Here is a 24965-nt window from a genome sequence, read left to right on the forward strand (position 1 = left end):
GGTAATTCCTTAAACGCTACAATTTAGAAAGAACTTTTATAAAAAGAAGCCCTGAGTGTGTCAGCATCAACAGGGCTTCGGCTATCAAATTAAAAAAGGAATCTGTTTGGTGGACAACCTTGGCTAGTACAGTCCCTTTATAAACTGATAATCTTTTTCTAACGGATTTTCTTTGTTATTCAATTCTTTTGACTTTATAAGCTGCAGTGTTAAAGACTTTATTTTTATAAGAAAAACAATGGCCAGAAGTACAAAAATTAAAATCATAATGGAAAAAACTTGAATCATAGGTGTTGCTTTTTAAGTTAAAAATTAGCTGTTACTGCCTTTTTACAGGCAAGATTAATTTAGTATTTTTATGTTCTTTATTAGATGGCAAGATTATATTTTGTACATTTTTAATTACCCTTTCTGGGTTATTTTCAAGATATAGAATACTTACCATAAAAATACAGATACATACTGGAATGAGATAGCATATACGAATCATACAATTTTTTTAATTTATTTTATACTCAGGATATACTCTGCCAGCTGATCAAGTTTCTGCTGGTCCAACTGAGATTCAAACCCAGGCATCTGTGGATAATCAGGTCGTTTTTTTCCCGGATTCTTTATCCATTTCTGCAGATCTGCCGTATTGCCTTTATAAATTTTAGCCATTTCCAAAACAGGCGGACCTACTAATTTCTCATCAATTTTATGGCAGGACGCACAATACTGGCTAAAGACTTTCTGTCCTTTTTCTGCTTCTGACATATCTGCCGAAGCAGCTCCGGCTTCCTGTTCTTTAATTTTAGCTAATGCCTGCTTTTTCAAAATTTGAAATTCGTTGGTCTTAATTTTTACCAGTTCACGATGCTTTTCAAGTGAATTAGCCCTGTAGATCTGCCTGCCTGAGCCCATACACAGAACGGTAATTCCAAGCAGGAATGCTATTTTATAAAAGTCTTTTTCAATGTTTTCTTTTTCACCGGTGAGTCTTTTCCAAATAAGCCACATAGCTGGAACCGCAAAAGCTACACCAGAGAAAATCACAAGAATCAGGTTCCATCCCATACCTTTTGAGGGCAAGGTCAGCAATACGAGCGGACCTATCATAAACTGACAGACAGATGTTGTCAACGCAAGGGAGTAGCCCTTTTTTTGAATATCGTATCGGGTAAATTTTTTATAAATTTCCTCAAAAGGATAACTCTTTCGGCTGTTGTACCAAAATATAAATAAGCCGGTTACTGTCAGTGAAGACAATATAAAATGTAAATATCTAGGAAAAACATTTGGAAGAAACAGTGCGTCAACAAATCCTTTTACCACCGCCCATTTTTCCGGAAAGAGCATTAGATTAATATTGGTCAAAAATATAAAGGGAATAAACAGAAATATAACTGTTGCCACAGCGAGTATTGAAATATGAACCGCTTTATGATGCTCCAATTTCTCCCATGTATATTTATGGAGGTAAGTAAGCAGGAATGCTATAGTTACCAGCGGTATTACTGCAATCCACATCAAACCTGTGAGTGCATTTGCCGAGTAAAAATAAATAGTGTAAAGAACATTAATACTTAAAAGCGGCGCTATCCCAAGAACGACGGCAATACTTTTATTGACTGTTATGGTTTTGGCTATTTCGTGTGCAAGTATATCGTACTCCTTATTTTTGAGTCCTTTAATCTGTGCTGCTAAAGTTAGTATCGAACCTCCAAGCATTAAATTGACAAAGAGGATATGCAATAGAAACGACAATACAAGAACAACTACAAAAAACCATTCAGGCATTGGCAGAGGCAGTGGAATATCTTTGGGAACCGGTACGTTATTTTGCAACGCTATATATAAATTTATCATTTTTAAATATCTTATTTTTTATTTGCTAAAATTGTCTGTGCATTTTGTAGTTCACTGAGCTTTACACCTTCAGACTGAGCTCCCTCCAAAACATCTCCGGTATCCTGAATATTACGGATATAGGCAGCTAATGCTTCACTTTCTTGCTGAGTACCAGGGAATGGCGGCATATAAGTTCTTCCGTTATGCATATTGGGAATGTAAGACGCCATTGAATTAATATCCAAAGGTTTATCAATTCCATACATCCGCTCAAAAACATCAACAACACTGTTGACTCCCTGTGTAGTATGGCAGCGGCTGCAGGCGATTGCAAAAACATTTCTTCCGGCTTCCACTTTATTTTCAGGAGTTATTTCGGTTACTGTAGTGTAAGTGGCATTTTTGAGCAGCCCGTACTGTTGATAAACGGGATAGTCTTCCTCAAGTAATAAATTTGAATACATATACCCTCCAATCACATAAGGCTTTCGGACAAATTCACGAACCCTTTCAAAGAATCCGAGATAGGCAAAGGCCATAACTACAGGAAATAAGACCACGTAACTTTTAATCCATCGGGTTTTGTATAAACCCATAACAGCCATTATCAAAGACGATGAAATGCCGAATAATATAAAGTACTTCATTAAATCGTAATATTGGTTGAAATCCATGGTTCCGACTGCTGTACTCATATTGGCTGTCATGGCTTCGGGAATTGAGTTGTAGTAGATTACTGCTCCTACAAGGGAAATCGGCGCCCAAAGAATAATCCATTTTGAAATATATTTAACAGCCTTCATCCTTAAATCCGTACCCTTTTTAAAGAAAAGCGTTACCAGCAGCATCCCAAAACTTCCTCCAACAAGCATAGCTGTAGGGGTTCTAAATAATAATTGGGGAAGATAAATCGGATTAGTAAATCCATTAAGCAAACTTTTATGGGTATTCCAGTTTCCCGGATCCATCATAAAACTCAAAATCGAAACAATAATAGCCATAGTAATCCAAGAGAACAAACTTAAAAACCAGCCGAAACGAATATGTAGTAATTTCCCCCTTAGTGTTGTATTGCTACTCTTCCATGTCAAAAAGTAAATCATGATCAAAATCACTTCGGTAACAAACACCAGCCATTCTACAAACCATGCCCAGTAAAATACCCTTATCAAACTACCGATAGAAGTAGGACTCACTAGGGCAACAGAAAACCATATCCCGACACCGGTCATTGCTCCAAGTGTTGTTGTGATAATAAAAGCAATTTTCATCATATTGTAAATCCTCTTATCCCAATCTAAATCGGTAATCTGATTCATCCCGCTTTTCTTAACACCTTTTTGTTCCAGCCATGTGATAAGGGGCATAAAACCTACCGCCAGACCATGATTGATCATAACGTGAATAATGGCAATGATAGCAATGAGCATCCTATTATTGAGCCAGTCTAAATGAAAAATTGGAAAGTCCATAAATTATTCTGTTTTTATTCTGCAAAGCTCGTACAGTAATTCAAAAACTGCTAAAAACAAAAAAGCAGGAAGTTTAAAAAAACGTTCCTGCCGGATTTGTTAATAGTACTTTTTACATTGCCTTTTAGTACACTGAACTTAGTTTTTCAATCCATCTGATTCTTTTTTCACACTTTATTCTTTTCGTTGCATGACTCTTAAATAAAAAAGGCTGAAAAGTTATACTTTCCAGCCTTTTGGCTTATTGTTGATTTACAAAATTACTTCTTATTCTTTGCCAGATATTCATCGGCATTTTTCACGAAGTCCTCTTTACACACCCCTGAACAAAAACCGTATAATTTACCTTTATAAGTAACAGTATCACTAACTCCGTACTTGCTGATATCCATATTACAGCTGAAATCTAAATTACTGGCATAAGTTAATTTATTGAGCGGATTTTTAGGATCTTTATAAACAGCTTCAGATTCCATTGTATGGGAATGATCGTGCGGGTGTTTTTTTTCTTCTTTTTTATTACAGCCTAAAAAAAGGGCTATTGCGGCAATTAAAATGATTTTTTTCATAGTATTGAAATTTAGATGATTATTTTATGATGACAGAATGATAGCGGTCGCTCACTTCATTCCAGTTTATTATACCCCATACGGCTTCCAGGTAATCAGCCCGTTTATTTTGATATTTCAAATAATAAGCATGCTCCCAAAGATCTATCCCTAATATAGGCGTTCCTTTCTGCTGGACATCAGCCATCAGGGGATTATCCTGATTTGCTGTCGAGCTTATCTCTAACTGCTTTTTATCAGACACATACAGCCAAACCCATCCGGATCCAAAGCGTGAAAGCGCCTCCTTGTTTAATTTTTGCTTTAAATTTTCCAGCCCTCCGAATGTTGCGGTTAATGCCTTTAACAATTCAGCTGAAAGCTTTGTGTTCTTCTCAGGCGTCAGTATTGACCAGAACATCTCATGGTTATAGTGCCCTCCTGCATTATTTCTCACTCCAGCAGGTAAAGTTGATGCCTTTGAAAAGAGCTGTTCGAGTGTCATTTTTTCATAAGCAGTACCTTTAACCGCATCATTTAAATTTTTCACATAACCTGCATGGTGCCGGCTGTAATGGATTTCCATTGTCTGGCTGTCTATAAATGGCTCTAAGGCATTGTAGGCAAATGGCAACGGTTTTTGAACAAACTGAGCTGACACGGATAAACTCATTGCCAGCATTACTATTAAAATTTTGTTTTGTAACATATTTTTGTTTTTTAATGATTTGATAATCTGCGAAACTGCTCAGGTGTTTTATTTGTCTGTCTTTTAAAAAAGGTTACAAAGTAGGATGTGTTTTCAAAACCCAGCTGGTCTGCAATTTCATTTACTGAATAGTTGGTAAAATGAATCAGACGCTGTGCTTCTATTACAATACGTTTTCGTATGAGATCTCCTGCAGTATAATTGGTGATTTCCTTACAGATTTTATTTAAGTAATTTGGCGTCACATTGAGCAGGTCAGCATAAGCAGCAGGCATTTTTTTCATTTTAAAATCTTTCTCAATCATCTTTTCAAATTCTTTGACCTTTTGTTGTTTAGGACTATTGTTTGTTGCTAATCCTATGGGGTCATAAAGTCTATCCAGATCAAACAGCAGGATATTAAGATAAGAACGAAGAACTTTAACAGACTCCCTTTTGTGGAGGCTGAACTCCTTAAAAAATATTTCAAGCAGGTAAATCCATTTATTTCTTTCCTCGTCACTGAGCCTTACAAACAATTTGGAAGCATCATGAAGAAATATAAATTGTTCTAAAATATTAGTATTATAACGCAGGGAGAAAAAATCTTCGGTGAAACAGATTATTTTTCCTTTCGCTTTGTTATTAATGTCGACACTGCTTATACAGCGCGGCTTTATGATGATGACCTTGGCGTTTTCCAGACGGATTTTCTGATTGTCAATCCTGATTTCTCCTTCTGCCTGCTCAATAAAGAGAAGCATGTAGAAATTCTGCTTGTGCGGGTATTCCAGCATCGGAAACCGCTGAAGCAGGTTTGCCGGATTATCCATCCAGAAATGACTGCCGTCATCAGTAAATAAGTTCATACCGCAGACTGGTATTTCTGATATTTGCATTTTTTTGATTTTTATGATTAATACTAAAACAACAGTATTAAACAAATCTGGGGGGATGGTAGATCGAAAAAATATAATCGGATTTTTGACTGCTCTTATCCAGCATCGGATATTCATTTTTAAATACAAAGTATATCGCCGTGAATGAAAACTGCTGCGGTTGCTGCAGAAACAGCTGCACCTCTTTATATGTTACTGTTGGGAATTTTTGCTCCTGTTTTTCACTTGCTTTTAATTTATTTTCCAGATAACATTTTCCATTACAAATTGGAACAGCATCAAACCTGTTGATACATAGATTTTTGGCAATATAATCCTGATTAATGTAAAAGTCACCAATAATCCATATGCTGCCTGCATTTTGAAACGCAAACAGTATGAGAATAGATAAAATGATACATTTTTTCATCAGTGCAATTTTATTTGGCCGGGCTTTCTTCCAAAAGTTTTTTCACATCATCAATCAGCCTGTCTGTTTCCTTTGGATTTGTACCATCGTAAACCCCGCGAACATGGCGGTTTTTGTCAACAAGCAGAAATCCTCCGCTGTGAACAAAACCTCCGGGCTCGTTTTTATCAGGATACGCCGTTGCAAAATAGCTTTCGGTCGCAATTTTGTAGATACTGTCCCTGCTGCCGGTCACAAAATGCCAATTTTTTTTTATACCATTAGCCACCGTATAGGCCTTCAAGCGCGGTATGGTATCATGCTCAGGGTCTATGGTGTGGGAAAGAAACAATACTTCATCATTATCCTTGTAGGTTTCATACACTTTTTTGAGCTCTACATTCATTTTCGGGCAGATTGAAGGGCATGAAAGGAAAATAAAATCCGCTATATAAATTTTGCCGGCAAAAGTAGTATTGTTTACCACCATACTATCCTGATTGGTAAACGAAAAATCCTTAATGCGAGGATATCGGGTTTTATTTCCTTCTATTATCGGATTTCCTAAAATCGGAAGTTTCTCCTGCACTTTCCCACAAGATGTGAGCATCAGGCAGTATATCATGATCCAAATTATTTTTTTCATCATTTTTATTTTTTAATTATTTATTAGAATAGATTAGTAGCTAACTCCATAGGGAATAAGCCACAAACCGCATTCACTGATTGAGTATATACATATCATCAAAAGATGTTGGAGTAAATTGTAAAATATGGTTTTCGCTGGTTAACTAAAGATTGCAACATGGCTTTGTCCAAAAGTCATAATCCTATAAAAAACAAATAAGGAAAACCTCTCCACAACAAGACGATAAATTAATCTCTTTGTTGACCCTGTTAGTAATAATGCTTAAATACACTAATTATCACCTCTTCACACAAGCATCTTTTGATTATGCATTTTAGAAGCTAACTACAGCCCAAAACATAGCAATGACCACATTAATGCTAAAAGCACAATGGGAAATGAAACCAATATAATTGGGAAAATTAAGTTATAAAATGGCAGCTGGCGGGCGGAAAGTAGATAAAGAAATGCCTACAGGCTTGCTGTTTAAAAAAGAAAAATCATCTTCAGGTGATTCTGCAATAATCGGAGATATAAAATTTATTTCCGAGCTAGTACAGATATAAACAACCTCTAATTTTTCTTTAAGGCTGTCCTGCATTTGTTTTTCATTATCTGAATATTTTTTAAGACTTTTTTGAAGCTGACATCGTCCGTTGCAGGAGTTAAAAACCTGCTTGCGCTGTATACAGATAGTCCTGGCAATTTCCTGCTGATTTAATTTGAAAGAAACATAAACAAACGTGCTACCCATGGAAGGCAGAAAGATAAGACCGCAAAGTAATATGACAATATACTTTTTCAATTGTATCAGTTTTGTTTATAAAAGCAAAAATACATTTATTTTATTTTTATTTTTAACAAACTCTTGTTTAATTAAACAGAAACACAATATAAATACTTAAATACGACCTCTTACAGGAAAAAATAAACTTTAAAGCTTAATACTATATTTTTCAATAAGACCCGCATTGGATAATTAGGATTTACAAAGCCTATTTACGCTACCAAGTCGGGCTGTATGAATTAAAATAAAATTTTATCTTTACAAAAAACTGGCATTGAAACAAAGCATAAAAAGAAACTCTATTAATGATATCCTTGAAGCATTAGGCGACACACCGCAGGCAGAAGGTCTTCATATCTACATCAGTAAGGAAGATATTACTGAAAGCCCTTTTCCTTATCCATTCCGCTCAGACAGTTATACTATTATGATTATACTGTCAGGCCGCTCAAAAATTCAATTTAATTTACTGGATTACACCATAGAAGCCCATGACATTGTGCTTATTTCTCCACATACGGTTACACACGTTAAGGAGATAGAAAAAAGTATGTCACTTATTGCCATTAGTTTCACCATGAATTTTGCAATTAATCACACCCTTAACCGTACTGATATAACCGCATTTGAGTTTTTCGCTTCCAAAACAGCACTAAGCCTTAGATTAAAAAAAACGGAAATAGAGAGTCTGATTAAACTTACCGATTTGTTGTATGAAAAAAATACTATTGTGAGTCCATTTTATGGCAAAGAACTTTTAATTCATAGTTTTAATTTATTGATGTTTCAGGTTGCCGAAATATATAGTGAAAAATATGCTTCAAATGTCACTAAAATGAACCGCAAGGAAGAGCTTGCTTCAAAATTCATAAAACTTCTGGAAGAAAATTTTAAGAAAGAAAGAAAAGTACAGTTCTACTCTGACACACTAAATCTAACGGCTGCACACCTTTCTAAAATACTTAAAGAAGTGTCTGGCAAAACAGCGGGAGAACTTATAGATGCAGCCATTATTACTGAAGCCTGCATTCTGCTATCGAACCCCGTATTAAGCATTTCACAGATATCTGATGAACTTAATTTCAGTGATCAGTCTTTCTTTGGTAAATTTTTTAAAAAACATTTACAATTATCCCCGTCAGAATACAGGAGAAAGACATAAGATACAGTAGAAACAAAACCTGTTCCAACCCAATTAACCAACAGTATCTATCTATTCTCCTATTTCTGATTTTTTCTTCTGACTCACAGGGTCGAAAACAAATGAATCATTAAATTCTATGGGGTTATCGGGCATAAAATACGAGATTCCCATATAACTTGCCACAACACCATGCCCCTGTATCAGCTTTTGCCCGTTACGCAGAAAAATAATCGGGTTTATAGTCTTACTGCCCCCATAACTGATGTATCTGAATTTACCCCGCAGGGTATCACCGGATATCTCTCCTTCAACTGCACCTGAATCTTTCATAGACCGGCTGCCGTAATACACTTCATACGTGCCGTAAAATCTATTTTTATATGCCGTGATTTCTAAAAATGCCGTGTCCTTTCCTTTTACTGCTGTGTATAAAACGGGATGTTGTTTTACATCATTACAGCTGAAGATAAAAAATAGAATAACAGCTATAACAGCACCATAAATTCCATATCTCAATATTTCAAACTTCATCTTATATAATTTTTAATACTACTTTTATTTTTCAAAATTCCTATCATTAATAAAACCTATAAAATGTGGGTTTAAAGATAAAGCCCACCCTAAGCATTCCCCGTTCTGATTTAAAATCGATAAGGCTCTCGCTGTATCCCTGCCACCACTGCAGTGTAACAAGCTGGTTTGCATTTTTTTTCAGCCGATAACTTACAGCAGTATTGACGCTCCCTTTAAAATCCCAGTCAGCCCCTTTTCTTACTATTATATCAAAAAATAGCCTGTCTTTATCCAACACCCACTGCAGGTGTCCTTCTCCATAGCCAATGTACCTGGGCAGCGAAGGGTTATTGTCAATCAAAAAAGGTATCCATGCTTTCAGGCTCAGTATGACTCTGGGAGAGAATATCCTTGTAAATCCTACAGAAACAGTATTTAGACTTCGTGAATAGATACTGTCACGTCCATTGGATTCATGCTCGATTCCCAGAGTTAGTGCGCCAAAAAACTTATCTTCCCTGAATGCAGGTTTTAAAAGCATCAGACCGGGATTATAGTTGCTTTCTTCAAATGGACTTGATGCTTTATAAACTTTCCAAAATGATTTCTGCGTATAAGTCAGATAAGGATAAAAATCTGCTAAAGGTTTGTTGGATAAACGCTGTTTAAAACTGAACTGAAATTTTGCATCCATGCTGTTTCTAGAAGGTTTCTGCCCAAGATCAACACCGGTTACAAAATAATTATCCTTATAAATAGAAAATGCCGGAAGCCTGGTAATAACTGCATGTATCGAATCTCTTCCGGCAGGAATCTGGGCATAAACTAATACTGTAAAAAAAAGTAAAAGAAGATTTATTTTCATGTAATGGTATTCATTACTGCAAATTTATTCTGGAAGACTAGTATATAAAAGGTCATTTTTGAGCCAAAATTAGTCAGTTTATGGCTTTTCTGAAGATATGCCCTAAATCAGTATCATACTAAAACAATTAGATTACAAATCTTACAAAGAGATATAAATCATCGCAAAAAGGATATCTATATTGTTTTTTACTTCTGTCTTAAATAAAGAAATCAAATTATTTTATTTTATAAATTTGGTATTATACATTTACATGTGGTCTTCACTAGCTATGTAGCTTTTAATAAAGAGATATTGCTGAATTCCATTTTATATTTTCCACAAAAAAATTCTAACTATTTAATTATTATAATCGATGTCAACAACCCAAAATTTAAAATTCGAAACACTGCAGGTACATGCAGGACAAGTAGCTGACCCAATAACAGGTTCCCGTGCTGTACCGATATACCAGACAAGTTCTTATGTATTTGAGAATGCTGAACATGGTGCTAATTTATTTGCCTTAAAACAATTTGGGAATATCTATACCCGTCTTCAGAATCCAACTACAGATGTTTTTGAAAAACGTGTTGCTGCACTTGAAGGCGGTGTTGCTGCATTGGCAGTTGCTTCGGGTCAGGCCGCACAATTTATTGCCTTAAACAATATTCTAGAATCCGGAGACAACTTTATTTCAAGCAGTAATATATACGGCGGTACTTACAATCAATTTAAAGTATCTTTCAAAAGGCTCGGGATTACGGTTCAATTTACAAAAGAAACTACAGCAGAAGCTTTTGAATCACTTATTAATGAAAACACAAAAGCATTGTACCTTGAAACAATAGGAAATCCAAGTTATGACATTCCTGACTTTGATAAAATAGCAGCCGTAGCTAAAAAACACGATTTACCCCTTATAGTGGATAATACATTTGGAGCAGGCGGTTATTTATTCAGACCCTTGGAGCATGGGGCTTCAATTGTGGTTGAATCAGCAACAAAATGGATAGGCGGCCATGGAACAAGCATCGGCGGGGTAATCGTTGACGGAGGTACTTATAATTGGGGAAATGGAAAATTTAAACAATTTTCTGAACCATCGGAAGGATATCATGGACTGGTTTTCGCTGATGTATTTGGGGTCAACAGCCCTTTTGGCAATATTCAATTTGCTATCCGTGCACGTGTTGAAGGACTTCGTGATTTTGGACCGGCTATATCTCCATTTAACTCTTTCCAGCTGATTCAGGGTTTAGAAACATTATCCCTTCGTGTACAGCGCCATGTTGATAATACCTTAGAGATAGCCAAATGGTTAGAAGGACATCCACAGGTCGAGAAAGTAAATTATCCTGGACTTGAAAGTTCTCCTAGTTATGCCAATGCACAGAAATATTTTAAAAATGGATACGGTGCCGTTCTTTCTTTTCAAATAAAGGGTGATGTAACAAAAGCCGACTCGTTTATTGACAGTCTGGAACTGATCAGCCATCTGGCAAATGTGGGTGATACTAAATCTTTGATTATCCATCCGGCAGCCACGACACATCAACAGCTAAGTGCAGAAGCACAAAAAGCTGCAGGAGTATTTGTTGGACTGCTGCGTTTATCAGTAGGTATTGAGCACATTGATGACATCAAAGCTGATTTACAACAGGCTTTTGATAAAATAAAATAGACAACTTACTCTACATTAAAGGTTTAATTATAAAGTAATTTTAAACAAAAAATGCCTGCAAAATAAATATTGCAGGCTTTTCTGTTCATTACAATTACTAAAAAGTTTGGCTTTTATGAAATAATATAAATTATACGATTTGCTTTTTAATAATTAGGAAATGCCAATAATGGTATTTCCAATCCCGATGCCATAATTCTTGTTTTGCTGGTATGCACAAGCGAATCCCAAAAGCCATATATTCTGGGAACCATAACTAAGATATCAGCGTTATATTTTATAATTTCTTTCTTTATCTCAGAAATTACGTCATTAGACCGTACAGTTTTATAGATGTGTTTTTCGATCTCAATTTCTTTTACGATAGTTAAATTTTCTTTGTTTTTTTGTTGTATTTCTGAAACACTTTCATCAACACTAAAAAATTCAATTACTGTTTCAATGTTTCCAACAAGTGGTTCAATCCAACTGAGTTTTTTAGTCGTTGACCAGCCTAGTGAATCACAGGCAAAAAGGACTTTTTTTAAACCTTGAAAGCGCGCATTTTTTGGTACAGCCAAAACAGGAAAATTTATTTTTTTGATTACTGATGTCGTTGTGTTTCCCAATAAATCCTGCTCGAAAGAGCGATCTGCCATTCCCATCACTATAAGATAAGCTTTTGTAGCATTAATTAGAGACAAAAGTTCGTCTTCAAGAAAAGAATAACTGCAGTGCCAATTCACTTCAATCTCAAAAACTTCTGCTGTTTCTTTGCTTAAAGTTTTTAGTTTTGAAACTGCCTTGTCCAATTCTTTTTCCATTCCACTTGCGCTAATTCGTGAATTGGCGCTATGTACACTTAAAGAGAAAGCATTGAATAGAACTAATTTTGCTCCTATTGATTTTGCAAATCCTGCCGCATAAGCAACAGCATTTGAAGCTGTTTCAGAATAATTAGTTGCCGCAATAATGGTCAGCTGTGAATTCATTGTGTGACTTTTAAAATGTAAGTAATAATGCTATTTATTAGTCAATTGCTATTTTATTTATACTCTCCAATTGCCTTTTTATATTTAGCTTCCATAATTTTATATCCAGCTTTGGCATCGATAACATCAGCGTATGCTTTCTGCCAGAGTACCTGCGCCTCTAAAACATCTTCTCCCAAAACTGTTCCCGCATCAAAACGATCCTGATTCAGGCGCAGGTTTTCTTCTGCCTGATGAAGTGATTTTTTGCTGAGTTCAATCTGAGTAACGGACTGGTTGAGCATCAGCCAGGCGTTTTGAATTTCTATGGCTAATAACTCTTTGGTTTCTTCTAGTTCGAATTTTCTGGCCTCAGTTTGAAACTCCTGTTCTTTGACCTTCTGCTTTCTTCCTCCCCAATCCAGAATAGGTACAGACAGGGTTACAAGTCCAACGAAGGCCTGCATGTCATCATTTCCATTAGAAAAGTTGATGCCCTTCCCATAAGAAACCAGACCATTCGCACTTACTGCCAGCGTAGGTTTTTGGTTTCCTTCTAATAATTTACCCTGATACTGCTGAATTTCCACTGCCTTGTTAAGCATACCGATTTCCGGGCGTTTCTCTACTGCTGTCTTTACATCTGACTGGCTTATGAGCTGTATATCTACAGCTGTATCTTCTTTAATATCAAAATCAACATTATATAAACCTGTAATTTGTGCAAGGTTTAATTTTGCCATGGCAAGACCGTCATTGGCTCTGGTTAAATTCAGTACCGCTTCGTTCTGCTGGACCTCTACTTTAAGCAGGTCATTCTTGTAAATCAATCCTGCATCAAAAGAATTCTGAAGATCCTTTTTTAGAGTATTTAATAGTTTCAGATATCGTTCGGCCAGTGCTGCTTTTTCCTTTAAATTGACAAACTGCCAATAGGCTGTTTCCACGCTCAGCAATACCTCATCTTCTGTTAAGTCTTTTTGAGAAGTCTGCAAATCCACTACAGAACTTGTCATCTTTTTTGCTGTCTGGATTTTATTTCCTGCATATATAACTTGCGTTAATGCTACCGAACCGTTTGCACTGTATTCAGGAAGCAGAGCTTTAAAAGGATCTGAAAGATAAAGCCCGAAAACGCTGGCATCAATAGTGGGTTTTGTAGCGGCTTTCGCAGATGCATTGGCTGCTATTGACGCATTAATACTGCTTTGTGCTTTTTTAAGCTTTTTATTATTTTCTAAAGCCTTGCTTTTTATTTCCTGCAAGGAGAACTGCTGCTGAGCCTGAACAAATCCTGATACCAGCATCAGTGAGACTAATAAAAGTAGTGTATTGAGTTTTCTTTTCATGTCTATTTATTTTTAAAACGTTCCTGCCAAATCTTGTATTTAATTGAGATCCAGCAGGAAGTTTAAATTTTATATTTATCAATGCGCCGGTTTGTACATTACATCATCCTCTCCGTCTGGCTGATGTTCAGGCGCTTCATCGTGGATAATTGGATTTTTTAAAAATTTATAGTACATCACCGGAACTACAAAAAGCGTCAATATCATCGAAAAAATAAGCCCAAATGCCAGTACGCTTCCCAGCGGTGCCCACATAGGAGATTTCCCGACAATCATCGGAACAACTCCTACTGCAGCTGCAGCCGAAGTAAGAAATATGGGCCTCATTCTTCTTTTTGCAGCGGCGATAGCCGCCGCCTTGTGTTTATAACCGTGATCCCTAATAAGCTCATCGGCGTAATCGACCAGTATGATTCCGTTTCTAACAACAATACCTATCAAACTTATGATTCCCATAAAACCAGTCATTCCAAGCGGGTTTCCTGTTACAAGAAGTCCTAAAAAGGCACCAAATAGGCTTAATAAAAACGTACAAAGCACAATTAGTGATTTTGCAAGACTCTTAAACTGAAACAATAACGTCAGGAAAATAAGAATAAGACTGACTCCCAGTGATACTCCCATTCGAGGTGCATTCTCACCGCTCGACTCTGCATCTCCACCGTATTGTATACTGGTTCCGGGCGGAAGCTTAAGGGCATCAAGATCAGGCTGGATATCCTGAAGGATACGGGACGGTTTTTTGCCCAGCTGCGCCTCAGAGTATACGCTCAGCATTTTCAGACCGTTTCTTCTCAGCAACATTCCTGTATGCCACTGCGGATCCAGTGTGGCAACTGCTTTAAGAGGAACCTTTTTTCCATAGCGAGTTGAAATATGCAGGTTTTCGAGTGCTGTCAGATCTTTTCGGCTCTTTTCATCAAAACGCAGGAATATATCCACGGTTTTATCTCCTTCCCACAAGGTTGAAATCGAATAGCCTTTCAAACCTGCCCCTAAAGTCTGGGTAATGGACTGGGAGCTGATGCCTAAACGATTGGCTTTTGCATTGTCTACATTCAGTTTTACCCCCATATAATCATATTCATTGCTCAAACGCACATAATTGACACCCTCTGCCTTCTCTAAAATTTTCTTTATTTCCAATGCGGTGCGCTTTTGGTCAACTTCATTGTCACTTATAACGCGAATATCAATCGGTGCACCTTCCTGAAAGCTGAGCTGCTTTATCTTCACTGCGCCATCCTGCATAAATCCTTTTAGTTTATCCAGATATTCTTTTGCCATTTCATTGGTTGCATCACTATCGGTAGTCGTAATAAATACCTGGGCAAAATGTTTCCTTGGAGTTTCAGGAGCATATGAAGTGTGGAAACGAGGAGAACTCATTCCGATAAAACTAGTTACATCAACCACACGCTGATCTTTTTTCAATATTTGTTCGAGTTCCTTGACTTTCTGTTCGGTTTTTTCAAGTGATGTCCCATTCGGCATCCAGACTTCCATATTAAACTGGTTTCTTTCACTTAAGGGAAAAAATTCCGAATCCACCTTAGTAGCTATAAAAACTGCGGCCACCACGGATAAAACTCCCATACCAATAGTGATTTTCGGATTCCTAAATGCGGCTTCTACACCTTTATCAAAAGCAGACTGCAGATGATCCAGCAGATTTTTCTTCAAAGGCCTGTCGCTTATCTTGTGTTTCAGTCCTTTTTTAATAAAAACATAACAGGTGTAAGGGGTAAATAAAAGGGCAACCAGCATGGAGACAATCAGTGCAATGGCAACTGTAACGGGCAGATAAAACATAAAATCCTTAGCAATTCCATCCATAAAAATCGCCAGAGGCAGAAAGGCAAATATGATGGCCAGTGTAGCCGTGAAAATAGGGATCATCAATTGCTTGGCAGCCTGCCAGGCCCCTGTCCATGGTTCTACACCTTCATCCAGTTTTTCTATATAATTATCTACAACCACTATGGCATTATCCACCACCATTCCCAATACTATAATAAGTGCTGCGAGTGTTACCTGATGCAGTTCAACGCCCATCATATTCATAAAAGCAAAAGTAATCAGCATAGAAATCGGCGCTGCTGCAGAAGCTACTACGGCAATACGAAAGGGAAGCAATAACATAACCACCAAAAGCACCGAGGCAATAGCCAGACCAAATTCCTTCATAAAATGGCTGATACTGTGCTCAACATCTTTAGGCTGGTTTACAATGGTTTTCATCTTAATATCAGGCGGAAATGTTTTCTGTATTGCAGCAATCTTTTCTTCTACTTCTTTCCCAAATGCTACAATATTATTACCCGGAAGCATATCAACAGACAGCACCATGGCTTTCTCTTCGCCTATTCGCACAAAGGATGATTTTTCTTCAAAACGTCTTTCGATCTGGGCAACATCTTTCAAACGAACAATAGTTCCTGAAGGTGTTGTATAGACAATCTGGCTGGCAATATCATTCTCATCCTTATAACGGCTGTTGGTGTATACCGGAACAATATTATTGGATCCCATAGAGACCTCGCCTGTGTAGCCCGTGATGTTCTGCTGTTGCAGCACTGCCATAAGTGCGCCGGCATCCAGGCCATACTGCTGCAGTCTTTTATCATCTATTTTGATGTAAATCTGCTGTCTCTGTCCTCCCGAGCGGTTGATTTTAGAGACCATCGGAATAACCTTAAGTCCGTCTTCAAGTTTATCGAGGTACTTTTCAATCTCAGCGTAGGAACGTTCCTTTGATGACACTGAAATAATCATCGCTGTTACATCAGCAAAATTACTGTTGATAAACGGGCCGATAACTCCCTGAGGCAGTTTGGAGCGCAGATTGGCATCCATATCAAGCTGCAGGGTATGCCAGAACTTTTTACGGTCCTGCACCGTTGTGTAGATTTCTGTTGTGATGAAAACCTGTCCTTCACGTACCTCGGATTTTACTTTTTTCTTCTTGATTTCTTCAAACGAAAATAAGTACTGCTCTATTTTTTTTGCTACTTCTTCTTCTACCTGATGTTCATCGGCACCTGGATAAATAGCATATACCAAAGCAGTGGGCATATCAATTCGGGGATTTTCGCTTCGGGGCATGTTCACTAAAGAGTTAATCCCCATAATCATCAAAAGGACAACAAGCACAATGACAACCTGTTTATGTTTCATTGCTGCTTCCAAAAAGTGTATGTTACGCTTTGTCATGTTTTAAATTAATTGGAGATTAAAATTTGATAGGTGTGCCGTCTTCTAAATTGGTTTGTCCACTTACGATAAGTTTATCGCCCGCCTGCAGACCTTCATTAACAACAACATCATTAGTTCCTGTCATCTTGGATATATTCACCCTCTTTTTAAAAGCCGTATTATCTGCTTTGGCAATAAAAACGTAGTTTATATTATCCGGATCTCGTACAACTGCTTGGACAGGAATAATTACAGCATTCTGGGTTTTGCCTGACTTTATGCTGATATCTGCAATCATTCCCGGAAGAAGTCCTCCGTTTGGATTTTCTAACCGTACTTTTACAGTGTATGTTTTAGACATATCATCAGCCTGCGGATTGATTATGGTAACCTTTCCGCTAATTTTTTTATCTAATGATGGAATTGTAATTTCTGCACCGGCTCCAATTTTCAATGAACTGATTTCATTTTCATTAATAGCGGCCACAGCATACACTTTGTCGGTTTTTACAATTGTAAAAGCCGGAATACCGGGTGCAGCTGTCGCACCGGCTTCTGTTAATTTGTGGGTAACAATTCCCGAAAAAGAAGCATATAATTTGGTATCGTATAAATTTTTGGATGCAGTTTCCTTATTGGCTTTTGCCTGCGCCAAACTTGTTTTTGCAGCAATGTAGTCACGCTCTGGAAGACTCCCTTTTTTGTACAGCTGGTCTAAACGGTTAAAATTGTCCTGTGCCTGTTCTAATCCTGCACTGGCCATAATAAGATTGTTCCTGTAGGTGTTTTGTTCTATAGATGCTAGCAGCTGTCCCTTAACCACATGCTGTCCTTCCTGAACCATTACCCCATTGACCCTTCCCGGTACACTAAAGCCTATCGAGACTGTATTATCTGCTTCAATGGTGCCGCTGTACTCCAAGACCTGAGACTGAGGCGAAACCGCTATTTCATTTACACTTACTTTTACAGGCTGGGCTGTTTGGTTTTGATCTGATTTGGTTTTACCACAGCCAGCTCCTAAAAACAAGACACTTAGAATAAAAAAAATATTCTTTTTTAACATTACCATATAATTTGCTTTTTAATTATCACTAAATTCCAATCGATCATTCAACCGATCGGTGCAAATCTCTATAGAATGTTTAAGGCTCAAAAGGTCTGTTTCGTGCCGAGTTTGGTCAAAAACTCATTTTTTCCGGAGTTTAATTTTGATAATCAACCACAGTAAAAAAGTTTACTTTGCTACCATTTTGATAAATAAGGTTATTTGATACACTTCATTTTTATAGGAGTTTTTAGTAAATTGCAATTAAATTTCTAAAAATATCCAAACCGTGGAAACCTATAAATTTCATAAAACTGAGTGTGGTGTAGATTTTTTATTAAATGTTGTCCATTTGGAAAGCGCAGATGATATGTATCTTAAAAAGATGCCTTTTAATACTGATTTTTTTGAAATCGTATTTTTCAAAAAAACAAGCGGCAGGCTCATTTTAAACCATCAACAGATTGATTTGACAGACAACAGCATTATCTTTATTTCTCCTTATCAAAAAAGACAATGGTACTTTGATGAGGATAAGGAGCAGAATTTTACCATTTTAATTTTTCAGGAGGATTTTCTGAATGATTTTTTTTCTGATAAACTTTTTACCTATAAACTGTTGTATTTTTATCAATTGCATTTTCCTGTAGAAATGGTGGTTGACAAGGACTTCATTCAGAGTTATTGTACTTTTCTCATTGAAATAAAAGCGGAGCTTATTAATCCAAAGGCAGACAGCGAACACATCATTCGCTCTCTCCTGTATTATATACTTCAAAAACTCAACAGGGAATATGCAACGAGAAACAATCTTGATGTGCAAAAGGAGAATAAGCATTATGCATTTCAGTTTAAACAGTTAATCGAAATACACATCAAGGAAAAACAAAGAATAGCAGATTATGCTGAAATACTTGGAATAAGCAGGGTTTCTTTGAATTCGGCAGTCAAAGAGCAGTTTAATGTAACAGCAACTCATCTCCTAAAACAGAGGCTGGTTCTGGAAATAAAAAACTATCTAATCCATTCAAAACTGACAGTTAGTGAAATTGCCTACAAACTTCATTTTTCTGAACCCAATCATTTGATGCGTTTGTTTAAAGCCCAAACAGGATTTACAACAAGTGAATTTTTATCTGATAGTGGGTATAGAGCTTTAGTTTAGTACAATGCAAATGATCAAGTATTTATCAAAATGGTATAATCAGAGTAGGTTTTGGTAGTCCTAATAAATGACTGATGGACGAACTTTGTGTTATAGGTTTAAACAAATAAAAAAATATAACATGAGTAAAAAAGCATTATTAGTAATTGATATCCAGAACGATTATTTTGAAAACGGAGCATGGGAACTGGTAGGTTCAAAAGAAGCTAGTCTGAAGGCTAGAAAATTAATGGACTACTTTAGAGCAAATAAACTTCCTATTGCAAACATACAGCATCTTGCTGCGGATGTAAACGCTCCTTTTTTCCAACCAGCAACATTTGGAGTTGAAATCCACGAGAATGTTAAACCACATGAAGGAGAAAAAGTCATTCAGAAAAACTATCCAAATAGCTTCAGGGATACAGAACTCTTAGAATATCTTAAGGCCAATGATGTGACGGAACTGGTCATCACAGGGATGATGTCACATATGTGTGTTGATGCCACAACAAGAGCTGCAAAAGATTTGGGTTTTGAATGTACCGTTATTGCTGATGCATGTGCTTCCAGAGACCTGGAGTTAGCTGGTAAAACTGTTAAAGCAGAAGATGTGCATACTGCATTCATTTCGGCTTTATCATTTTTCTATGCGACGGTAATAACGGCGGAAGAATTTCTTAACGCCTAAACCAATAAAGGGGACAACATTGATTGTCCCTTTTTTTATAAATTCAATTACTTGAACAGTTAGATTACTTCTAGTTTATACCTAATGACTGATAAGTGAAATTGTAAGCCAATCAAATCTATTTTGTGGCATAACGAATATCAATACAGTATTAAAATTCTGAGCCATCATCTACGGGTTATTTGAATTTTATGATATGCATATATTGTCTTAGTAAATTTTTATTTTATCAAATGGAAAAATTCTACAGCCAAACTCTCAATAAACTGGATGCATCAATCGGTAAATTTGAAACTGATATCGATGATTCTATTCAACAGATAGAAATTATTATTGATAATATTCTTAAATCCCTAGCAGATTTAAAGGCTTTTGTTTTGAAAAGAGGATTTAAAAGTATTGAAGAAGAAATTCACTTTTTCAAGTATCAAAAACCATTAATAGTATCAAAGCTCATTTATTACAATGCAATCTATAAAATCGAAACAAAAAAGCCTTATGGTGTAAAGCCTATTAAAAAATACCTCAAAAATGAAGTAAAGAAACTCAAACGATTCTTTGATAATAATCTTGAGTTTTATAAATACTACCGCACCAATAACACATTTATTGATGATAAACTATTCGTGCGTGGAAACTATGATATTAAGTTAAGTTTGGATACGTTTTATTTCGAAGCAGACCATAGTTTTTCCACTTCCCACGATTACAAAGCTGCAAAAATAATAGCTAATGACTTAATATACTTATATCTTGAGGATCAGCTTCACGGTGCAGTTTATAAATCCAAATCCACAGATTTACCAAAATTAAATTGGCGAGGGAGCAAAACATCTCTGACAGAATTGATATATGCTTTGTATGCTCAGGATGTTTTTGATAATAAAGATATTAAAGTAATTGCAAAAACTTTTGAAGACATCTTTAGTATTGAACTAGGAGATTTTTATCATACATTCATGGAACTTAAATCAAGAAAAATAAACCGTACTAAATTCCTTGACAGTCTTCGTGATTCACTTATCAAGAAAATGGATGAAAAGGATGAATTATAAAAAAAGCCTGTAAAGTATATCACTTAAGAGAAATTACAATATTCAAAAAATTTTTATTGATCAACAATCATAGGCATTGGCAGCTCAATAGGAACGCTGATGTTAAGGTGCTCTTGCAGTCGTAAACGGAAGTACGACAAGTCTTTTTGTTGTGTATTCATGCTACAAATATTTCTTATGTTTTGTTTAAAACATAAGAAATATAGCTGTAAATAATCCATTTGTAGAAGTATAAGGGTTTGGCTTAGCAGTGTTGGATTTACACAATACTAATTAACTGTAGATAGATTTTATTTGTATTTTTACCCAAAGCTATTGAATTTTAAATGATAGGAATAAAGATTGAGTTTACAGATATTTTTATTTACAATATGATTATTAAAAACACAATCACTAATCAAAACAATTATATTGATTTATGGATTTTTTTAAATGCAAATTATATATTCTGGGAAATGCAGGAGCTGGAAAATCATTCTTTAGGAATACAATAGAAGATTTTATTCATTTTGAAAAAAAATCTGCAATGGATAAATTCAATGGACATGACTGGCTCATTCGTACAGAAAATCTCCAAATAGAGGTTGAGATAAAAGAGTATAGAAATTCTGAATTTGAGTTTATCAATTTTGAGTCAAAAGAAGTAAAAAATATTATTCTTTATATTACAAACGAGTATCAAGATAAATTAGAATTTTCTATTCAACAAAAAAATGTTGAGCAACTAAGATTTTTATCAAATAAGGCACAAATTATTATTGCAACACCTTTATTTAGGCCTTATGAGCTAAATAGAGATTTTAATTTTAGCTCCCTTAAAAAGATTTTTCCATTTGTTGAATATTTTCTCCCTATACATGATTTTCATTATAGAGAGTATGAAAACTCATTCCAAATTGGTCATCTATTGAGGCAAATAATAGTAAATTCTCATCCATATTCTCTTAAACATGCGAAAGAACTTATAAAGGTTAATTTAAAAAATGAAGACACTACATTAGATTTAGGTAATTGTGGATTAACTAGTTTAAATGAGGTAAAGGAGTTATTTCAAAATACACATATAAAAAAATTAATTCTTAGTAACGAATGGGGTGAATTTCAGAATGGAGGTTGGGAAAGAAAAATAAGTAATAATAAACTTGAGCCTAATGTGCTATTTGGATTTCCTCAAGAAATTGGAAACTTAAAAAATCTTGAAGTTCTTATCGCTGGAGGAAATTGGAAGACCTCAAGAAAACGAACAAGATATTTTTCTTCAAATTGGTATATAACTGATATTAAGCCATTGGTACGGTTAAAAAAATTATCAATATTAAACTTGAGTAATAATGAAATAGAAACAGTCGCATCACTTTATCAATTATCTCATCTAAGTAAATTATATTTAAACAACAATTCAATTAGCAATTTCCCAAGTATTGATAAATTTCCAGAATTAAATGAACTATATCTAAGCAACAATCAAATAAGAAATATCAAATTTTTATCCTCAGAGGACACAGCAATTCAAACTGTTGATTTACACGCTAATCAGATAACAGATTTAACCCCAATAAGAAAATTAATTTCAAAAATCGACATTAAAGATTCTAAATGGGAAAACAATACTATCAGTATTGGGCGTAATCCATTATCAATTCCTCCGGCAGAAGTTGTTGCTAAAGGAAAACAAAGTATAGAAGCCTATTTTTCTCAACTTGAAGCTGAAAAAGAAATACAGATTAAACCCTTTAAAAATGCTGATATAAAACTTATCATGGTAGGTAATAGCAATGTAGGAAAATCTACATTCGTCCATTGGTTGAAGATGGGTGTAGTTGATAAAACCATTGCAACTACACATTGGTTAAATTTGGGAATTTGGAAAGTTAAAAAAGGCACTAAAAATTACACTGTAAGGGTCTTTGATTTTGGTGGTCAAGAATACTATCACGACACACATCATCTTTTTTTCACAAATAGAACTGCTTATGCATTGCTATGGGATCAACTTTCTAACCATTTCGATGAATTAGAAATAGAACAAACACAAAGTGATGGTCAAAAGAAAACTGTTAAAATTGAGACATTTCCTCTTGAGTATTGGCTTGATTCAATTAGATATCATACACAAAAGAGGAAATTAACTCAGATTGAAAAATCTATAACAAAAATTCTTGATGAAAGAGACGAGCAAATTGAAGAATCAATTAGAGGTAAAACTGATTGGACAAAATCAGTAACCAATTCAGTAGATAAAGTGTCCGAAGTATTACATGAAAAGGAAGAAGAAAACATATTAATTTTACAAAACAAGGTAGATTCAAAGCAATCAAAGATTTTTCTAAATGAAGAAAATCTAAATAGAAATTATCCTAAGATATACGATTTTGAACAGGTTTCATTGTATAAAAATGATAGACTTGAATTATCTAAAAATATACTTTTTGATATTTTTGACAGCTTAGAAGTTTTGAACAGGCAGTTTCTTGGAACATGGAATCATATAAAACAAGATATCGAAAAAAATACCTTTAATAAAAGTTTTTCCATTGAGGATTTTCTAAGTTACTGTAACAAAATAATAAAGAGACTACCGGAACTGAAAGGCAAATCAGCAGCACAACGGAAAAAAGTGCTATTTTTGATAGATGATGCTAAAGTCTTTGCGTCTTTTTTAGCGGATATTGGTTTATGTCTTTATTATCCCGAAAATAATCAATTAGAGGGAAAAGTTTTTTTAAATCAAAATCAAATATTGGGAGATTTGAATAAAATCCTTCTTTCTATTAACAAAGTTAATGGAGAAATCAGTCAACTAGATATTGCGAATACATTGAAAAAACAAGAGGAAAGTGACGAAGTGAAAGATATAATCAGCCTAATGCTTCATTTTAAAATTCTATTTAGACATCCTACTGTAGACAAAAAATCTTATATCGCACCTCTCTATTTACCTCCAAACCCACCTAAAAGCATTAAATTATTCCAGTCACTGTTTAATAATCCTGTTTATCGTTTTCACTATGAAACATTCATTCATAAGAGCATAATATTAGATCTATTTCATAAATATGGTTCTAAAGCTTTAAGTGAAACAAGTGATGACTCTTCGTTTTATTTTTGGAAAAATGGAATAATTATTAAAGATGAGGTTAGTAAAGATATCGCTATGGTTAAGTTCTCATCATGGAATAATGACAATAAATGTGCTTCACTTAATATTTATTCTTTAAGCTGTACAAATGATAAATTCATCGAAACTATCGTTGGACATATTGATTCTATAAATCAAGGTATAAAAGTCACAAAGCTTGTTCCAGATGAAAACAATAAAGATTTTATTCCATTGGATATTATTCATCAAAATGAGAAAGAGGAAAATCCAATATTCTTTTATAATGAAAAATATTACAGATTAACTTCTTTCAAAAAATATTTAAAAACCCCATTAAAAATGAAAAAACTATTCATATCATATTCAAAACAAGATATAAGATTGGTTAATAAGTTTATTGAACATCTTTCTGCGTTACAAAGAGATGGTAAAGTTTCCCATTGGTATTGTAGTGAATTGGAAGCCGGTTCTAATTGGAATGATGAAATTCAAAAACATTTTGATGATTCAGACATTGTTTGTTTCATGATTAGTCCAAATTTTATGAAAACCGACTATATACATGAACATGAGATAAAAAAGGCTTATGAAAGGAAAAAAGCTGACCAAAATTTTAAAATAGTCCCTATAATCCTAAATTTTTGTCGTTGGACAACCGTAAATAATAATTTAGGTGAATTCACTGCACTTCCTTATACAGCTAAACCTGTAATGGACTTTAAAAATCAAGACATGGCTTGGTACATTATTGAAGCATGCTTACGTTTAATGATAGAAAATGATTTAAATCCAGCAGGTGAAGATTTTTATAATAAACAAAAACTTCCATCTGATATTTTAAAAATTTACAATAGAATTGTAGAAGATAAAGTAGATAATAATAGTATATAAATATTTTCTATGTATGCTTTGATAGATAGATTAAAAGTAGATACAGAATTACAAACAGAAAAAATTAACAAAATGGCAGATACTAGGAGCATAAAACTTCTTAGAATTAGAAAA

20 protein-coding genes are annotated in these 24965 nt (G+C 35.0%); 6 read left to right on the plus strand and 14 right to left on the minus strand.

What is annotated here, in order from left to right:
* Positions 1–504 precede the first annotated feature (504 nt).
* From BLP44_RS14415 to BLP44_RS14445, 8 genes are all read right to left on the minus strand, one after another.
* Complete coding sequence (locus tag BLP44_RS14415) at positions 505–1851, minus strand: c-type cytochrome (protein WP_091133950.1); 1347 nt, start codon at positions 1849–1851, stop codon at positions 505–507.
* A gap of 11 nt (positions 1852–1862) precedes the next feature.
* On the minus strand, positions 1863–3305 hold the full coding sequence (locus BLP44_RS14420; RefSeq protein ID WP_091133952.1) for a c-type cytochrome: 1443 nt from the start codon (positions 3303–3305) through the stop codon (positions 1863–1865).
* A 260-nt stretch (positions 3306–3565) separates the two neighbouring features.
* Positions 3566–3874 carry a YHS domain-containing protein gene (locus BLP44_RS23050; protein WP_091133954.1) on the minus strand — a complete coding sequence of 103 codons (309 nt, stop codon included), beginning with the start codon at positions 3872–3874 and terminating at the stop codon, positions 3566–3568.
* Positions 3875–3893: 19 nt separating this feature from the next.
* A complete protein-coding gene (locus BLP44_RS14430) occupies positions 3894–4562 on the minus strand; it encodes a superoxide dismutase (protein ID WP_317040789.1) in 669 nt (222 codons plus the stop codon).
* Positions 4563–4573: 11 nt separating this feature from the next.
* Entirely contained in the window at positions 4574–5440 is an 867-nt protein-coding gene (locus BLP44_RS14435; RefSeq protein ID WP_170830244.1) for a helix-turn-helix domain-containing protein, read from the minus strand.
* 37 nt (positions 5441–5477) lie between these two features.
* Positions 5478–5849 carry a hypothetical protein gene (locus BLP44_RS22970; protein ID WP_170830245.1) on the minus strand — a complete coding sequence of 124 codons (372 nt, stop codon included), beginning with the start codon at positions 5847–5849 and terminating at the stop codon, positions 5478–5480.
* Positions 5850–5859: 10 nt separating this feature from the next.
* Positions 5860–6453: an SCO family protein gene (locus BLP44_RS14440; protein WP_211516884.1), complete on the minus strand. Its 594-nt coding sequence runs from the start codon at positions 6451–6453 to the stop codon at positions 5860–5862.
* Positions 6454–6883: 430 nt separating this feature from the next.
* Positions 6884–7261 carry a hypothetical protein gene (locus BLP44_RS14445; RefSeq protein WP_244511780.1) on the minus strand — a complete coding sequence of 126 codons (378 nt, stop codon included), beginning with the start codon at positions 7259–7261 and terminating at the stop codon, positions 6884–6886.
* Positions 7262–7517: 256 nt separating this feature from the next.
* Between BLP44_RS14445 and BLP44_RS14450 the strand changes: the two genes are divergently transcribed.
* Positions 7518–8405, plus strand: a complete 888-nt coding sequence (locus BLP44_RS14450; RefSeq protein ID WP_091133963.1) for a helix-turn-helix domain-containing protein — start codon at positions 7518–7520, stop codon at positions 8403–8405.
* 51 nt (positions 8406–8456) lie between these two features.
* On the opposite strand, the gene BLP44_RS14455 is transcribed toward BLP44_RS14450, so the two are convergent.
* A complete protein-coding gene (locus BLP44_RS14455; protein ID WP_091133965.1) occupies positions 8457–8918 on the minus strand; it encodes a hypothetical protein in 462 nt (153 codons plus the stop codon).
* 46 nt (positions 8919–8964) lie between these two features.
* Positions 8965–9765: a phospholipase A gene (locus tag BLP44_RS14460; protein ID WP_091133966.1), complete on the minus strand. Its 801-nt coding sequence runs from the start codon at positions 9763–9765 to the stop codon at positions 8965–8967.
* 355 nt (positions 9766–10120) lie between these two features.
* Between BLP44_RS14460 and BLP44_RS14465 the strand changes: the two genes are divergently transcribed.
* Positions 10121–11428, plus strand: a complete 1308-nt coding sequence (locus BLP44_RS14465) for an O-acetylhomoserine aminocarboxypropyltransferase/cysteine synthase family protein (protein WP_091133968.1) — start codon at positions 10121–10123, stop codon at positions 11426–11428.
* Positions 11429–11574: 146 nt separating this feature from the next.
* Here BLP44_RS14465 and BLP44_RS14470 read toward each other — a convergent pair whose 3' ends face one another.
* From BLP44_RS14470 to BLP44_RS14485, 4 genes are all read right to left on the minus strand, one after another.
* Positions 11575–12399, minus strand: a complete 825-nt coding sequence (locus BLP44_RS14470) for a universal stress protein (protein WP_091133970.1) — start codon at positions 12397–12399, stop codon at positions 11575–11577.
* A gap of 53 nt (positions 12400–12452) precedes the next feature.
* Positions 12453–13727, minus strand: a complete 1275-nt coding sequence (locus BLP44_RS14475; protein WP_091133972.1) for a TolC family protein — start codon at positions 13725–13727, stop codon at positions 12453–12455.
* Positions 13728–13805: 78 nt separating this feature from the next.
* Complete coding sequence (locus BLP44_RS14480; protein ID WP_170830246.1) at positions 13806–16940, minus strand: efflux RND transporter permease subunit; 3135 nt, start codon at positions 16938–16940, stop codon at positions 13806–13808.
* A 19-nt stretch (positions 16941–16959) separates the two neighbouring features.
* Positions 16960–17994: an efflux RND transporter periplasmic adaptor subunit gene (locus tag BLP44_RS14485; protein WP_091133973.1), complete on the minus strand. Its 1035-nt coding sequence runs from the start codon at positions 17992–17994 to the stop codon at positions 16960–16962.
* A gap of 265 nt (positions 17995–18259) precedes the next feature.
* Between BLP44_RS14485 and BLP44_RS14490 the strand changes: the two genes are divergently transcribed.
* The 4 genes from BLP44_RS14490 to BLP44_RS14505 all read left to right on the plus strand — a co-directional run bounded on the left by BLP44_RS14490 (position 18260) and on the right by BLP44_RS14505 (position 24851).
* Entirely contained in the window at positions 18260–19135 is an 876-nt protein-coding gene (locus tag BLP44_RS14490) for a helix-turn-helix domain-containing protein (RefSeq protein ID WP_091133975.1), read from the plus strand.
* Between the two features lie 121 nt (positions 19136–19256).
* Complete coding sequence (locus tag BLP44_RS14495) at positions 19257–19805, plus strand: cysteine hydrolase family protein (protein ID WP_091133977.1); 549 nt, start codon at positions 19257–19259, stop codon at positions 19803–19805.
* 233 nt (positions 19806–20038) lie between these two features.
* The gene (locus BLP44_RS14500) at positions 20039–20860 is read left to right on the plus strand and encodes an RteC domain-containing protein (RefSeq protein ID WP_091134439.1); all 822 of its coding nucleotides are present in this window, start codon (positions 20039–20041) and stop codon (positions 20858–20860) included.
* 418 nt (positions 20861–21278) lie between these two features.
* On the plus strand, positions 21279–24851 hold the full coding sequence (locus tag BLP44_RS14505) for a leucine-rich repeat domain-containing protein (RefSeq protein WP_091133979.1): 3573 nt from the start codon (positions 21279–21281) through the stop codon (positions 24849–24851).
* Positions 24852–24965: the final 114 nt, after the last annotated feature.

The organism is Flavobacterium anhuiense, from assembly GCF_900101855.1.
Lineage (GTDB): Bacteria > Bacteroidota > Bacteroidia > Flavobacteriales > Flavobacteriaceae > Flavobacterium > Flavobacterium anhuiense.